Source organism: Mesorhizobium sp. WSM4807, from assembly GCF_055811615.1.
Window position 1 is genome coordinate 21994 of the sequence record NZ_JBVVQY010000004.1, and the last position, 15237, is coordinate 37230.

Below are 15237 nucleotides of genomic sequence, written 5' to 3' on the forward strand. Positions count from 1 at the left end.
TTTTCCCCCCCTTCGGCGGGGGGGGGGTGGGGGGGGGGGGGGGGGGGGGGGGGGGGGGGGGGGGGCGGCGCCCCCGGCGCGCGGCGGGCGCCCCCCCCCCCCCCCCCCCCCCCGGCCGCAAGGACGATGACCGCAAGGACAGGGGCGAACGCAAGCCACGCGAACGCCACGCCAGGCAAAGCGAAGCTGCAGCACCGGATGCGGCGCGCGAGGAACAGCCAGTGGCTGCCGAGACCGCGGTCGCCGATGCCGGGGAGCGGCGCGCGCGCAAGGAAGCGATCCGCTCGGAAAATAGCGAGCGACAAGCTTCGCCCGAACGCAAGGCTTCGCCCGATCGCAACCGCAACGAACAGCGTGCGCCGGAACGTGGCGACACCAGGCCGCAGCGCGACGGCAATCGCCCTGCCCGCCATCGCCAGGAAGACAATGACGCGACCGTCGGATTCGGCGACGATATGCCCGCCTTCATGCGCATCGTCGCCAAGGTCTGATCACAGCAGAAATTCTCAAATGCCAACGAAAACCTTGCGGGGCCGTTTTCATGTCCGATATTTGCTTTGCTCAGGTGTAGCGCGAAAGCTGGATCTTGACGTCCCGTTTTTCGGTCGGCCGCTGCCGCGTTAGAAGCCGATGACCATGAGGCGGTCGAACGCGCTCTTTCGTCTCGTCTGATCCGGTGGTTACAGGTTTTTGAATTCCGGACGGGACGGCAACATATCCAGAAACGCGCGAACTTTGGCTGACGATGATCTGCCTTCCGGCCACACGGCGTGCATCGGCACCGGCACCGGCTCGAATTCGCTTAAAACCACCTCTAGGCGGCCATCGTCCACCGAATGCCTTATCTGCCAGAGGGGCGAGTAGCCCAAACCCAATCCGTGAGCTGCGGCTGCGTAGATCGGTGCCATCAAATTGGATCGAAAACTGCCAGCCACTTTCACCGCCCGAGGTTTCCCCTCAATCTGAAACATCCATTCACCTGGACGCTGGTCGGAGGTTCGAACAATGCAGCTGTGCTTGCTCAGTTCAAAAGGATGGGTTGGTCGGCCACGGCGTTCAAAGTAGGAAGGCGAGCCGAACACGACGCGCCGCAACGCGCCCAAGCGTCTGGCTCGCAAGCTGGAATCCGGCAGATTGCCGATCCGTATTGCCAGATCGAGGCCCTCGGCACCAAGATCAACAAATCCATCGGAGAGCTGGAGGTCAACCTCGACCCGAGGATACATCTGCATGTAGTCGGCGATGACAGGTACAACGAAATCCGGGCCGAACAGAACTGGCGCGCTCACGCGCAGGATACCTGATGGCTCCGATCTCTGGTTGGCAGCTTGAAGTCTTGCGTCGTTTATTTCGTCGATGGCGGGTTTGATGCGGTGGAAAAACGCCGCTCCGGCTTCGCTTGGTGTCGAGCGGCGCGTCGTTCTCTGCACAAGCTCGACCCCGACGGATTCTTCCAGCGTCGCCAAAGACCGGCTGATCGATTGCAGTGAGCGGTTCAGCCGACGTGCGGCGGCGGTCAAACTTCCATGCTCGACGACTGCCATGAAAGCTTCAAAATCATCTATCCGGCTCATGGCTTCTTCGTTTCTCTCGAAAATCGAGAGAAACTATCGCAAAGCCAAGTAATTGTAACGCTGTTCGCGACCTTTTATTTGCCTGGAAGAAATCCCGAAGGGCGGGCTTCATCGAAGGGAATTGTCGTGCGAGCACCCAATCCAACCGTCCTGGTCGTGGGCGCAACAGGCCGATTTGCCGGATTGGTCGTGCCTGAACTTGTCCGCCGCAATGCCACTGTTCGAGGACTCATTCGCGACCCCGCGAGCGCCGAAAAGGCCCGGAGGCTCGGGGCATCCGAGGTCGTGATCGGCAATTTGCGCGACCCTCAGAGCCTCGAAGATGCCGTCGAGGGCGTCGACGGCGTCTTTCACATCGGACCGGCCTTTGCCCCCGATGAAGCGGCCATGAGTGTTGGGATGGTTGAGACTGCAGCACGAGCAGGCGTTCGAAAATTCGTCTTTTCGTCAGTGATCCAGCCGACCAATACGAGGCTCAAAAACCATGCGAGCAAGGTGCCGGTCGAAGATGCTCTCTACTCGACGAATATGGAATACACCATTCTGCATCCCGCCAATTTCATGCAGAATATCGCAGCGGCTTGGCCGTCCGTCGTTAAGGATGGCGTTTTCTCGGAACCATTTCCAAAGACGGCAAAGCTGGCGCGTGTCGATTACCGCGATGTCGCTGAAGTAGCAGCGATCGCATTGACCGAAGTGCAGTTGTCCTATGCGACCCTGGAGCTGTGCGCTGGTATGCATAGCCGGGAAGAAATCGTTTCAATGATGGGTGAGGAACTTGGCCGGCCGATCTCTGCCGGCGAGCCGGCCTTTGGCGAGTGGGCAGCGAACGCCCGCCTTCCCTACGATGACCGCCAATTGCAGCTGCTGGCTAAAGTCCATGACCACTATGCCAAATACGGCCTCGGCGGAAACAGCTTGACATTGCGCTGCGCCTTGGGTCGCGAGCCGCGTTCGTTGCGAAGCTTTATTCGAGAACTGGCCCTGCAAACGGCACAGGTCGCCTGATCGCGCTCACGCATTTTCCGACTAGGAGATTTCCATGCAAGCATCACCGCAAAAGACATTGAAGCTGAGAAAACTGCCGCCTTCCTACAGTGCAGTGGTAATGCCGTTCGTTCTTTCGATCCTCATGACCTGCATCATCTCGGCGGTTTCGACGGCGATCGGCACGGGTTGGACGAACGGTTTCGTAGCGACCTGGTCATACGCATGGGGGCGTATCGTGGCTTGTTGCGTTTCCGAGCCTGCTGATTGTCCTTCCGATCGTGCGCCGGATCGTTGCGGCAATTGTCGATCAGCCGGCCCGCCCGCCCCCGACGCTATGAAACCGAAGCGATGGGCGCCGACGCTCGTCACTCCAGCAAAAAGCAAACAAGAACGGCCCTGGCCGTTCTCATGTGCAATGCCGTCTTCTTGCCTGTCTTGCTCAGGTGAGCGGTGAAAGCTGGATCTCGACGCGGCGGTTCTGGGCACGGCCGGCGGCCGACGCGTTGGAGGCGATCGGACGCGTCTTGCCGAAGCCGGTGACGGCGAAGCGGCGGGAATCGACGCCCTGCCCGGACAGATAGTTCGCGACCGCCAGCGCGCGGCGCTGCGACAGGTCGAAATTGTGTTCGTCGCCACCGGTCGAGTCGGTGTGGCCGAACACGTCGACCGTGGTCTGCCGGAACTTGTTCAGCACAAGCGCGACCGAATTCAGCACTTGATAGAAGCCGGGCTTTACCGCGTCCTGGTCGACGTTGAAGGTGATGTCCGACGGCATGTTGAGGATGATCTGGTCGCCGGTGCGGGTGACGCTGACGCCGGAGCCCTGAAGCTGCCGGCGCAGTTCGGCCTCGTTCTGGTCCATCGTGGCGCCGATGGCGCCGCCGGCGAGCGCGCCGACACCAGCGCCGATCAGCGCATTACGGCGATCGTTGCCGCCGGCAAGCAGGCCGAGCCCCGCACCCGCCAGTGCGCCGATGCCGGCGCCGGCCGCAGTGTTGGAAACCTTCTGCTCTCCGGTATACGGATCGGTTGTAGTGCAGGCACTCACGAGCACAGCCGTCGCCACGACGACGAGCACAGTCTTTCTCATTGGGTAGTCCCTCTCCAGTCCGCGGTCCCACCGGTGGCGCGCCGCATCAGCCCTTCCGTTGCATCGGCCCGAAAATCATCGATTTTCGGAAAGCACGATGCATAGATTCAAAGTCGTAGAGCGTACTTTGTGCGTCCAAGTGGACGCACGTCGCTCTAATGCTTGTAACATGAAATGCGGCGAAAAATGGAACGGGAAAAGCGGCTGGCTATGGCTTTTCCCGGTCAATTGCACGGCCGCGGTATTGCGCAATTCTGATCGGCTACCAGAGATTATCGGCTACCAGAGATTCTTGCCGTCGATGACGACGACCTCGACCTGATCGAGGTCGAAATCGTCGAACAGGCGCGAATTAACGCTGATTTTCGGATTGTCGAAATCCGGCTTGCCGGTCGACCAGTCCGGCGTTTCGGTGAAGGTGCCGCAGCCGCAGGTGGCGCAGAAACCGTGTTTGATCGTTTTCGACCCCCACCGGTAGAAGGAGACATTCTTGAGTGGGCTGGTGAGCTTGAATTGCGACGGGGTGTAATAGGCCCACAACGAGCCGCGTTTCGAGCAGAAGGAGCAGGTGCATTGCGTCACGGTTAGCGGCGCTTGCGAAACTTCGAACGTCGTCGCCCTGCAGTGGCAGCTTGCCTTTATGGTCATGAACGCCTCCTCACGATTGCCTGCCGCCCGCGCGGCAAGGCAACATAAAGAGACACTCCTGACAACCGTCTATCAGCAGACTCGCTTGCCTGCGTCGGACGCGTGGCGCGCTTCAATCTTTTTGATGCATGTCGTTATCCCAAAACCGCTGCGCACGATCGGGTCAGGCTCTGGGTCAGGCCCTTGGGGCAACCTTTTGGGCGACATACATTAAAACGACGACGGTGGCACGAACAGGCAGATGGTCTTTCCATCATTGGCGCCGGCGACCGAGCACCAGTGATATTCGCCATCGGGCGAATTCTTGATCCGTCCATCGCTGTAGGACACGACCTCGCCTGTCCCCTTGATGACATAGCCCTCCGGACGCTCGCTGATCGACGTCTGCGAGACCGCGCGGCAATCATAGCCGGAACAACAGGAGAATGGGTAACTCCAGCCTTGCGGCCTCGCCGCAGTCGGCGTGGCGTCGTGCGCCAAAGCGGGCGCTGCAAATATAATGATGGCCGTCAGAGCCACCACCGCAATGATTGAATTCAGGAGGCGGCGCGCCGTCTGGACGGCTGAGGCCGATCGGGTCTTGAGAGCAGGCATGGGCGCAATTCCTATCACCGAGTTATCAAGCGTTTCGCTTGCCCGTTCTTGGAACGTATCTTCCCAGTGGCCGGCTCGTCAGGTCGCAGATACGCCGCGTCCGACCATAAATGCTTTTTCCCCCAGCCTTCGGATGCTGGGCTGATTCCTTTGTTGGCGCAAGAAATTGCTGTGCAAACCGAGCGCCGACATCTGCAGCCGGAACCAGCCTGCCGGGGTTGACGACAGTGACTTCATCAACCCCGGCAGATGGGACCGCAGATAACGGGATTCAGCTCGCAGTGGTTCCGGGCCAGGCGCCGGCAGGGCTGCAACATCTAACCCGGAGGTAGATGTCGTTGCGGAAAATTCGGTGAAAAAACAAAGCCATAAAGCAACCGCTCAATTACAGTGAAGAGCCTGTTACTCTAGCGTGATGTTCCGGCTGCTTGGGGCGTAGGAGCTTCAGTCGATATCGGCCACCACTTCGCCGGCGCCGCCGTCGATGCGCTGCGACAGCGACGCCTCCATGAAATCGTCGAGGTCGCCGTCCAGCACGCTCGACGGGCTTGTGCTCTCGACGCCAGTGCGCAGATCCTTCACCAGCTGATAGGGCTGCAGAACGTAGGAGCGAATCTGGTGGCCCCAGCCGATATCGCTCTTCGATGCTTCGGTGGCGTTCGCCACCGCCTCGCGCTTCTTCAGCTCTTCCTCGTAGAGCCGCGAGCGCAGCATCTCCCAGGCCTTCGCCTTGTTCTTGTGCTGGGAGCGCTCGGCCTGGCAGGCGACCGCGATGCCGGTGGCGAGATGGGTGATGCGGACCGCCGAATCGGTGGTGTTGACGTGCTGTCCGCCCGATCCCGACGAACGATAGGTGTCGATGCGGACATCCGATTCGGAAACGTCGATCTCGATCGTATCGTCGATCACGGGATAGACCCAGACGCTGGCAAACGACGTGTGGCGGCGCGCATTGCTGTCGTAGGGCGAAATACGCACGAGACGGTGAACGCCGGATTCCGTCTTCAGCCAACCATAGGCATTGTGGCCCTTGATCAGCAGCGTAGCGGACTTGATGCCGGCCTCTTCGCCGTCATGCACTTCCAGCACCTCGACCTTGAAGCGCCGCCGCTCGGCCCAACGCGTGTACATGCGCAGAAGCATCGAGGCCCAGTCCTGGCTTTCGGTGCCGCCGGCGCCGGCATGGACTTCGAGATAACTGTCGTTGGCGTCCGCCTCGCCCGAAAGCAGCGTCTCGATCTGGCGGGCCTTTGCTTCGCCGCGCATCGAGCGGATCGCCGCTTCCGCCTCGGCGATGACGCTCTCGTCGCCCTCTTCCTCGCCAAGCTCGATCAGGCCGATATTGTCTTCCAGCGCTTGGGTGAGGCCTTTGACCGCGGCGATGCCTTCCTCGAGGCCCTGGCGCTCACGCATCAGCTTCTGCGCCTCCAGCGGTTCGTTCCAGAGACTCGAATCCTCGGCACGCACATTCAGGTATTCAAGCCGCTTTATGGCTTGATCCCAGTCAAAGATGCCTCCTCAGCAGGGTTATCGCCTGCCTGATTTCGTCGACAATGTTCTGCGTTTCCGCGCGCATGGCTGGTCGTTCTGTCCTGTGCTGAAATGGTGCCCTGTTGCTTAAACAGAGCTGGGTTGGCGCGATACATAGGGACGGCACCGCCGCCTGTAAAGCGAAATGGGCCGGCTCGAAAGCCGGCCCAGAACACCATGTCCTATGTCAATAGAGCCCGCCGCCGCCGGACTGGATGGCTTGGTTGGCCTGTGGCGACAGCGCGCCGCCGGAGGCGTTGGAGCCGTCCGCACCCATGCCGATCACCCAATAGCTGTCGGCGGGGCCGGTGCCCGGCTTGAAGGCTTCGATAAAGGCGCCAGCGTCGTCTGGGTTGGCAGCCATGCCGGTCTTGCGGTTGATGGCGATCAGCTTCATGCCTTCGGGAACCTGGAAATCGACATTGGGCGTGCCGTCCAGCGCCACGCGCATGAAGTCCTTGAAGATCGGCGCTGCGAGACCGCCGCCGGTCGCGCCCTTGCCAAGACCTTTCGGCTGATCATAGCCCATATAAAGGCCGACAACGAGATTGGGCGTGTAGCCGATGAACCAGGTATCCTTCTCGTCGTTTGTCGTTCCGGTCTTGCCGGCGATGTGGCGGCCGAGTTCGGCGACGGTAGCGCCGGTACCGCGCTCGACGACGCCCTCCATCATCGAGGTGATCTGATAGGCGGTCATCGGATCGAGCACCTGCTCGGAATTGTCGACCAGTTCTGGCTCAGGCTGGTTCTGCCATTCGGCGGCGTTGCAATTTTCGCAGCCGCGTTCGTCCTGCCTGTACACCGTCTTGCCGTAGCGATCCTGGATGCGGTCGATCAGCGTCGGCTTGATCGACTTGCCGCCGTTGGCCATGATCGAATAAGCCGACACCATGCGCATCACGGTGGTCTCGCCCGAACCCAGCGCCATCGGCAGGTACGGCGCCAGACGGTCATAGACGCCGAAGCGCTCGGCATATTCCGCGACCAGCTTCATGCCCATGTCGTTGGCCAGGCGCACAGTCATCAGATTGCGCGACCTCTCGATGCCGGACCGCAAGGTCGCCGGGCCAGCTGTCCTTCCATCGTAGTTCTTCGGCGTCCAGGTCGTGTTGCCGCTCTTGATGGTGATCGGGCCGTCCATGATCACCGAAGCCGGCGTATAGCCATTGTCGAGGGCGGCCGAATAGACGATCGGCTTGAACGACGAACCCGGCTGCCGCATGGCTTGCGTGGCACGGTTGAATTCGGATTGCGAGTAGGAGAACCCGCCGACCATGGCCAGAACACGGCCGGTATGCGGATCCATGGCGATCATGCCACCTTCCACTTCGGGGGCCTGGCGCAGGATATAGGCCCCGTCCGTACCCTCTTTCTTCTGCACGAAGATGACATCGCCCGGCTTCAGCACGTCCGCCAGCGATTTGGCCTTGACGGTCTTGCCGCCGACCACATGACGCATGGCGAAGCTCATGTCCTCGCGGCTGACGGTGCCTTCGATGCGATCCTTGACGAGTTCGCCCGAGATCTGCCGGGTCGGCCGAAGGCCGATCGACAGGCCGCTCTCCGAGCTGTCGAGCACGACGGCGAGCGACCATTCGGGCACGTCGTCCAGTCCCTTGACTTCGCTCAAAGGCACGCCCCAGTCGCCGGATACGCTGATGGTCTTCACCGGCCCGCGATAGCCGCGCAGCGTATCGAACTTCATCAGGCCGTTCTGCATGGCTTTGCGGGCGATCAGCTGCATCTTGGGATCGAGCGTCGTACGGACGGACAGGCCGCCCTCGTAGAGCGCATTCTCGCCGTAGCGCGCGCTGATCTGGCGACGCACTTCCTCGGTGAAGTATTCGCCGGCGAACAGATAGGTGCCGGAGCGGCGTGGCTTGACGCCGAGCGCCTCGGCCTTGGCCTTCGCGCCTTCCTCTTGCGTGACGTAGCCGTTGCCGACCATCTGGTCGATGACCCAGTTGCGGCGCTCGATGGCGCGGTCGGCATATTTGAAGGGGTGATAGTTGGAGGGGCCCTTCGGCAAAGCCGCCAGATAGGCCGCCTCCGCCACGGTGAGTTCATTCACCGCCTTGTCGAAATAAGTGAGTGCCGCGCCGGCGACGCCATAGGCGCCAAGCCCGAAGAAAATTTCGTTGAGGTAAAGCTCGAGAATGCGGTCCTTCGAATAGGCCTGCTCGATGCGGAAGGCGAGGATCATCTCCTTGATCTTGCGCTCGTAGGTCTGGTCCGAGGACAACAGGAAGTTTTTCGCCACCTGCTGGGTGATCGTCGAGGCGCCGACCTGGCGCTTGCCCGAGCCGAAATTCTGCAGATTGACCATCACAGCGCGGCCAAGGCCGGTCATATCGATGCCGGGATGATTGTAGAAATTCTTGTCCTCGGCGGACAGGAAGGCCGCCTTGACACGGTCCGGCACCGCCTGGATCGGCAAATACAGGCGCCGCTCGCGCGCATATTCGGCCATCAGCGCACCGTCAGACGCATGGATGCGGGTCGTCACCGGCGGTTCATACTTGGCCAGGACCTCGTAGTCGGGCAGATCCTTCGACAAATGGCTGATATAGATCGCCACGCCCGCCGCGACCAAAAGGGCCAGCGCCGTGCCGATGCCGAAGAAATAACCAATGAGACGAATCATGCCCGCTCCAGTCCTTGGTTCGGGAATCCCCTAAACGAAGCCGCCTTTCGCGCAAGCTTTCGAGACGATCCCGACCGGTAATCGAAAATCCATGTCGCCACCATGTGGGCAAAATGCGGCAGCACGGAATTTCGGCTTCGAATGGCGGAAATAAGTGCAGGGTGTTGTCGTCGTGCAACGCTGCCTCTGGTTGTAGCGCGGCTGGCATCTCAGCCTCCGGTTCCGCCTCCGGCCCGGGTTGAGGCGAACAGGGCGATGGCATTGGTTATGCTCTGGGCCGCCTTGCCGCGCCAATCGGCGCTGAGCAGTTGCGCCTCGTCCTTGGCGTTCGACAGATAGCCGAGTTCGACCAGCACGGAGGGGACATCCGGTGCCTTCAACACCTTGAAGCTGGCCGAACGCTGCGGATTGTTGATGAGGCCAACGCTGGTGGAAAGCTGGCCGACCAAAGTTTGGGCAAAACGCATCGAGAAACCGTGCGTCTCGCGGCGGATCAGGTCGATCAGGATGTCGGTCACTTCCTTGTCGTCGTCCTTGATTTCCATGCCGGCGAATTGATCGGAAAGGTTTTCACGGTCGGCGAGCGCCTGCGCTTCGGGATCGGAAGCCTTGTCGGAGACGGTGTAGACGGTTGCGCCGCGAAGGCCCTTGACCCTGATCGTGTCGGCGTGGATCGAAATGAGCAGATCGGCCTCGTGCTGGCGGGCAATTCGCACGCGGTCGTCCAGCCGCAGGAATTGGTCCGTCTCGCGCGTCATGAACACGTCGTATTTGCCGACTGCGGCAAGTCTTTCCCGCAATTCGGTGGCGAAAGCGAGCGTGACGTTCTTTTCGACCGTGCCGTTCAGGCCCTCGGCGCCGCCGTCGATGCCGCCATGGCCTGGATCGATGACGACGGTGAAGCGATGGCCTGGATTGGAGACCGGGCCGGTGCCGACCCTGCCGCCCTTGTCGGAAGAGACCGTCGAGCCGGTGGTCAGCGCCTGATTGGCAAGAGCGGCGTCGAACTCCCGCACGGACGCCGCAGACATGTCGATTGCGATGCGGTAGCCGCTGCCATCCTCGTTCTTGAGCACGTCGAGCCTGTCGACGGCGAACGGGCCCTTGCCGGTGAGAATCAGCCGCGACACCCCCTCGCCGAGATCGCCGTAGCGCACGCTCCTGACCAGGCCGCGCGCCTTCACATCCTTGGCATTGATGGCGAATTTCGTGATTGGCAGGTCGACGACCAGACGGTGGGGGCCGCGCAGCAGGAACCATTTGACGTCCGGCTCGCGGTCGAAATTCATGACGATGCGCATCTTGGTGGCGTCACCCGCCATTTTGTAGCTCGTCACGGCGAGCGGCGCGTCGGCGGCAAAGGAAACCGGCGAAAAGGCCAGGCAAGCGACAACCAGCGACAGCAGACAAGCATCGCGGAAGTGGGCAGCGCGGAAGTAGGCAGCGTAGAAAAAAATGGCTCCGGCGCGACCACTCTTGTGCGTGAAGACTGCCAGTGCCATCTCTTTCCAGTCGCTCCGGTTTGGCGCCAGGCGCCCAATCTTGTTTGTCGGAGTGTCGTCGTTTTGTCGAAGTGCAGGTTAGGCCGCGAACTCGATTAACGATTGGTATCCAGAGAAGGTTAACCAAGCCTTTTCATGCAACGCTCAAAGCCGTGCTTCCGTTGCGGAACTGCTTTTTGCCGGCATCGGAAATCGGGGTTGCCTTCCAACCCGCCAAATCATAAAAGCGATGGTGGATCACTGCAATCCTGGAACCGTCCTTCTCCGCAGCTTCCTGCTACAGGTCAGATGAACGACGGCTCCTTTCGCTTCAGGCGAAGAAGGTATCAAGTGATCGCGATGAATTTCGCAGGTGCGAGCCCGTGGCGGGGGAAGCGCCTGCGTGAGGAAAACGGCCGGGATTGTCCCGCGCCGGCTCTGTATGAGCAAACAAGCTGGTCCGGTTTTCCCGGGCTTTGGTTCAAAAAGGTTCTGCTGGTTACGATGGCTTCAAGCGCAATCATGGAAAGGTCCGCAGTAAACCGCGCCATTATGGCTGCGGGCGGCACCGCCATAGCGCTCAGGCAGCGGCCGGCGGACATTCAATTGCCCGGCACCCATGTTCATCCACACTCACAGCGGCGGGCTTTGCCCCGCAAGCTGCGGCTGACGGCTGCCGGGGGGAAACGAAATAATGCCCAACAAGATGCTGATAGACGCCTCCCACCCGGAGGAAACACGTGTTGTCGTCGTTCGCGGTAACCGTATTGAAGAATTCGACTTTGAATCCCAGGACAAAAAGCAGCTCAAAGGAAACATCTACCTCGCCCGCGTAACGCGCGTCGAACCCTCGCTTCAGGCAGCCTTTGTCGAATATGGCGGCAATCGTCACGGTTTCCTCGCCTTCAGTGAAATTCATCCCGACTACTACCAGATTCCGGTCGCCGACCGTCAGGCGCTGCTGCGCGCGGAAGCGCAGGAGGCTGAAGACGAGGACGATGAGGACGGCGAAGGCGACGACCGCCAGAGCCGCGATCGCGGGCGGCGGGGACGCCGGCGCGGCGGCAAGAGCCGCGACCGAGGCGAGCACAAGCGTGATGCAGGTGCGGCCGATTCGGACGATTCTGTCGAGTCCAACGACAGCGGTTCCAATGAGGGCGGCGAACACGGCAAGGATGCGGTCGCGGAGAACGTCGATGCCGTTTCCGAAAATGTCGACACGCCGTCGGATACTTCGGAACATGGCGAGGATGCCGCCGGTCATGTTGACGCGAGTCATAATGAGACGAGCCATGATGAGACTGGGCCTTCCGAAGGCGGACCCAATTCCATCGCCGCCAGCATCGAAGCGGATGTGATTTCCGAAGTCGTGGCGCAGCCGGACTCGGCCGGCGAAGCCACGTCCACCGACAATGATCGCGGCATGCTGGAAGAGGTGCAGTCCTCGCATCCGGACGACCATGAGGTCGAATCGGTCGGCGCCGAGGATGCGCTTGAAGAAGCGCGCAACCGCCGCAAGCCGGTGCGCCGCCAATACAAGATCCAGGAAGTGATCAAGCGCCGGCAGATCCTCCTGGTGCAGGTCGTGAAGGAAGAGCGCGGCAACAAGGGCGCGGCGCTCACCACCTACCTGTCGCTTGCCGGCCGCTATTCGGTGCTGATGCCGAACACGGCGCGTGGCGGCGGCATCTCGCGCAAGATCACCAACGCGCAGGACCGCAAGCGGCTGAAGGAGGTCGTCGCCGATCTCGAAGTGCCGCAGGGCATGGGCGTCATCCTGCGCACAGCCGGCGAAAGCCGCACCAAGGCCGAGATCAAGCGCGACTACGAATATCTGATGCGGCTTTGGGAAAACGTCCGCAATCTGACGCTGCAGTCCACGGCCCCTGCCCTGGTCTACGAGGAAGGCAGCCTGATCAAGCGCTCGGTACGCGATCTCTACAACAAGGATATCGACGAAATCCTGGTTTCCGGCGAAGAGGGCTATCGCGAGGCCAAGGACTTCATGCGCATGCTGATGCCGAGCCACGCAAAGGTCGTGCAGCCGTTCCGCGACACGACGCCGATATTCGTACGCAATGGCATCGAGGCGCAACTCGACCGCATGCTGCAGCCGCAGGTGACCCTAAAGAGCGGCGGCTACATCATCATCAACCAGACCGAAGCGCTGGTCGCCATCGACGTCAATTCGGGCCGCTCCACCAAGGAGCACTCGATCGAGGACACGGCGCTTCACACCAATCTGGAAGCGGCCGAGGAAGTCGCACGGCAGCTGAGGCTGCGCGATCTTGCCGGCCTGATCGTCATCGACTTCATCGACATGGAGGAGAACCGCAACAACCGCTCCGTCGAAAAGCGGCTGAAGGATCACCTCAAGAACGATCGCGCCCGCATCCAGGTCGGCCGCATCTCGCATTTCGGCCTGATGGAGATGTCGCGCCAGCGCATCCGAGCCAGCGTGCTGGAATCGACGATGAAGCCGTGCCCGCATTGCGGCGGCACCGGCCATGTGCGGTCCGATTCGTCTGTCGCGCTGATGGTGGTGCGGGCGATCGAGGAATTTCTGCTCAAGGATTCGCGCAGCCACATCACGGTGCGGACGCCGGCGGCGACCGCGCTCTATGTGCTCAACCACAAGCGCGGCACGCTGGTGGAGCTCGAAAGCCGCTTCGGCCTGACCATCACCGTCGAAGCCGACGACACGGTCGGCGCCCAGCACTATGCGATCTTCCGCGGCGCGTTGGCTGAAAAGCCTGAAGGCTTCGTCGAGGTGCGCACCTTGCCCGCCTATGTCGAGCCGGAAGAGCCCGCCGACGAAATCGTCATCGACGAGGAGGAAGACGAGGCCGTTGCACCGGCGGAGCAACCGCGCCAAGCCCAGCAGCCGCAGCAGCCAAGGCCAAGCGAGGATGGCGAAGGCCGCGACCGCAAGCGCCGCAAGCGCCGCAGACGGCGCGGCGGCAAGGATCGCGACCGCGAGCATGGCGCCCCAATGGAAGGCGCGTCCCTCCCCGCCACTGCCGAAGGCGTATCCGAGGCGTTAAGCGATGAAGGCGTCGAAGCAGACCACGAGGACCAGGTCGGCGTCACTGAGGCGGTGGAAGCGTCGGATGACGATCAAGTGGTGGATGAAGGTCAGGGCAAGAAACGCCGGCGCGGCAAGCGCGGCGGCAAGCGCAATCGCCGCGAGGACGAAGGCGAGGTCGATGCAGGCACTGCAGAATTTGCTGACAGCCCCGAAGGCGAAGTCTTGGAGGGCGTAGCCGTCTCCAGCGAGCCGGTAGCAACAACGCCGGTCGAAGAGCCTGTGGACCTTGCTCCGGCCAATGACGACATGCCGAGCGCCGAAAAGCCGAAGAAGCCGCGCCGCGCCGCCAAGCCGAAGAAGGCTGCGGCGGACGTCGTCGCCGAGACGGCGGTAGCCGAGCCGGAAACCTCTGCCGAGGCTCCCGCACCTGTTCCGGAGGAAACAGTCGTGGCCACCGTCGACGAAAAACCGAAGGTCCGCCCATCGCGACGCAAGCCTGTACCGGTAGATGCTCCGGTTGAGCCGATCGTGTCTTCGACTGTTGCCGAAGAGGAAAAGACCGAGGAAAAGCCGAAGCGTGCCGGCTGGTGGCAGCGGAAAGGCTTTTTCTAATTTTTTCGGTAGTTTAGCCTGATCTTTTGACCAAAAGAATCCCGCGCTGTCCTGTCGACAGCGCGGGAATTTTCTTGTCTGAAGCCTCACAATCTCTATGGCGCCCCCAAATCTTTATGGCGCGAAGACCGACCAGTTCATCATCTTCGCCAGCCTTTCCAGCGCAATCGACCCCAGCCTGGAATTGCCGTTGGCGTTGAGGCCGGGCGACCAGACGGCGAGCGAAGCCACGCCCGGCACGATCGCCAAAATGCCGCCGCCAACGCCGCTCTTGCCGGGGATGCCGACGCGAAAGGCGAAATCGCCGGAGCCGTCATAATGACCGCAGGTCAGCATCATCGCGCCAATGCGGCGGGCGCGCTCGGCCGAAACAACGGAATGGCCGGTCGCCGGGTTCTTGCCGCCATTGGCAAGGAAGCGGCCGGCCAAAGCCAGTTGCCGGCAGCTCATGGCGATGGCGCAATGATGGAAATAGACGCCCAGCGCCAGGTCCGGCGCGTGGTTGAGATTGCCGAAGGATTTCATGTAGTTGGCAAGCGCCAAGTTGCGAAAACCGGTGGCCCGTTCCGAAGCCGCGACCTCGCGGTCGATGATGATGGTCTCGTCGTCGGCCAGGAACTGGATGAAGCGCAGGATCTCGCCGATCGCCTCGCGCGGCTGGTGGCCGGCGAGCAGAATGTCGGAAATGACGATAGCGCCGGCATTGATGAACGGATTGCGCGGAATGCCGTTCTCATGCTCGAGCTGGACGATCGAGTTGAACGGGTTGCCCGAAGGCTCGCGCCCGACACGCTGCCACAACGCGTCGCCGACGTTGCCGAGCGCCAACGTCAGCGTGAACACCTTCGAAATGCTCTGGATCGAAAACGGCTCATCGGCGTCGCCCGCCATCAGCACGCGACCGTCATTGGTCACGGCGGCGATACCGAACTTTTTCGGATCGACCTTGCCGAGTTGTGGAATGTAGGTCGCGACTTCGCCGCGATCCGTGCGCTCCGCCATTTCGGCGGCAATTTCGGTCAAAGCCTGTTCGAGTTCCGGCATTC

The 15237-nt window shown here is 61.5% G+C and carries 10 protein-coding genes and 2 pseudogenes; 4 read left to right on the forward strand and 8 right to left on the reverse strand.

Going from position 1 to position 15237, the window contains the following annotated elements; genetic code table 11:
* A pseudogene (locus tag AC0L3N_RS06170) lies at positions 1–491 on the forward strand (hypothetical protein); the annotation flags it as partial.
* Between the two features lie 189 nt (positions 492–680).
* Here AC0L3N_RS06170 and AC0L3N_RS06175 read toward each other — a convergent pair.
* Complete coding sequence (locus tag AC0L3N_RS06175) at positions 681–1544, reverse strand: LysR substrate-binding domain-containing protein (RefSeq protein ID WP_473546400.1); 864 nt, start codon at positions 1542–1544, stop codon at positions 681–683.
* Between AC0L3N_RS06175 and AC0L3N_RS06180 the strand changes: the two genes are divergently transcribed.
* Entirely contained in the window at positions 1527–2582 is a 1056-nt protein-coding gene (locus tag AC0L3N_RS06180) for an NmrA/HSCARG family protein (RefSeq protein WP_473546402.1), read from the forward strand. The two genes, AC0L3N_RS06175 and AC0L3N_RS06180, sit on opposite strands and share 18 nt — an antisense overlap.
* Positions 2583–2616: 34 nt before the next feature.
* Positions 2617–2902: pseudogene (locus AC0L3N_RS06185) on the forward strand (DUF2798 domain-containing protein).
* Between the two features lie 101 nt (positions 2903–3003).
* Here the strand turns inward: AC0L3N_RS06185 and AC0L3N_RS06190 are convergent.
* From AC0L3N_RS06190 to AC0L3N_RS06215, 6 genes are all read right to left on the reverse strand, one after another.
* Positions 3004–3654 (reverse strand): YiaD family glycine zipper/OmpA-like lipoprotein, encoded by a 651-nt coding sequence (locus AC0L3N_RS06190; RefSeq protein ID WP_123151028.1) that lies wholly within the window; start codon positions 3652–3654, stop codon positions 3004–3006.
* Between the two features lie 279 nt (positions 3655–3933).
* Entirely contained in the window at positions 3934–4302 is a 369-nt protein-coding gene (locus AC0L3N_RS06195; RefSeq protein WP_123151029.1) for a GFA family protein, read from the reverse strand.
* A 210-nt stretch (positions 4303–4512) separates the two neighbouring features.
* Positions 4513–4896: a hypothetical protein gene (locus tag AC0L3N_RS06200; protein WP_473546404.1), complete on the reverse strand. Its 384-nt coding sequence runs from the start codon at positions 4894–4896 to the stop codon at positions 4513–4515.
* A gap of 444 nt (positions 4897–5340) precedes the next feature.
* Positions 5341–6472 (reverse strand): peptide chain release factor 2 gene (gene prfB, locus AC0L3N_RS06205; protein ID WP_473546406.1). Its coding sequence is split into 2 segments (ribosomal slippage): positions 5341–6405 and positions 6407–6472, totalling 1131 coding nucleotides; the frame shifts between segments, so codons are not numbered across the junction.
* A 141-nt stretch (positions 6473–6613) separates the two neighbouring features.
* Positions 6614–9070 carry a penicillin-binding protein 1A gene (locus AC0L3N_RS06210; protein WP_123151032.1) on the reverse strand — a complete coding sequence of 819 codons (2457 nt, stop codon included), beginning with the start codon at positions 9068–9070 and terminating at the stop codon, positions 6614–6616.
* 209 nt (positions 9071–9279) lie between these two features.
* The gene (locus AC0L3N_RS06215; RefSeq protein WP_473546408.1) at positions 9280–10572 is read right to left on the reverse strand and encodes an N-acetylmuramoyl-L-alanine amidase; all 1293 of its coding nucleotides are present in this window, start codon (positions 10570–10572) and stop codon (positions 9280–9282) included.
* 673 nt (positions 10573–11245) lie between these two features.
* Here AC0L3N_RS06215 and AC0L3N_RS06220 point away from each other — a divergent pair.
* Positions 11246–14191 carry an Rne/Rng family ribonuclease gene (locus AC0L3N_RS06220; RefSeq protein WP_473546410.1) on the forward strand — a complete coding sequence of 982 codons (2946 nt, stop codon included), beginning with the start codon at positions 11246–11248 and terminating at the stop codon, positions 14189–14191.
* Between the two features lie 114 nt (positions 14192–14305).
* Here AC0L3N_RS06220 and AC0L3N_RS06225 read toward each other — a convergent pair whose 3' ends face one another.
* Entirely contained in the window at positions 14306–15235 is a 930-nt protein-coding gene (locus AC0L3N_RS06225; RefSeq protein ID WP_165848789.1) for a glutaminase, read from the reverse strand.
* Positions 15236–15237 lie beyond the last annotated feature (2 nt).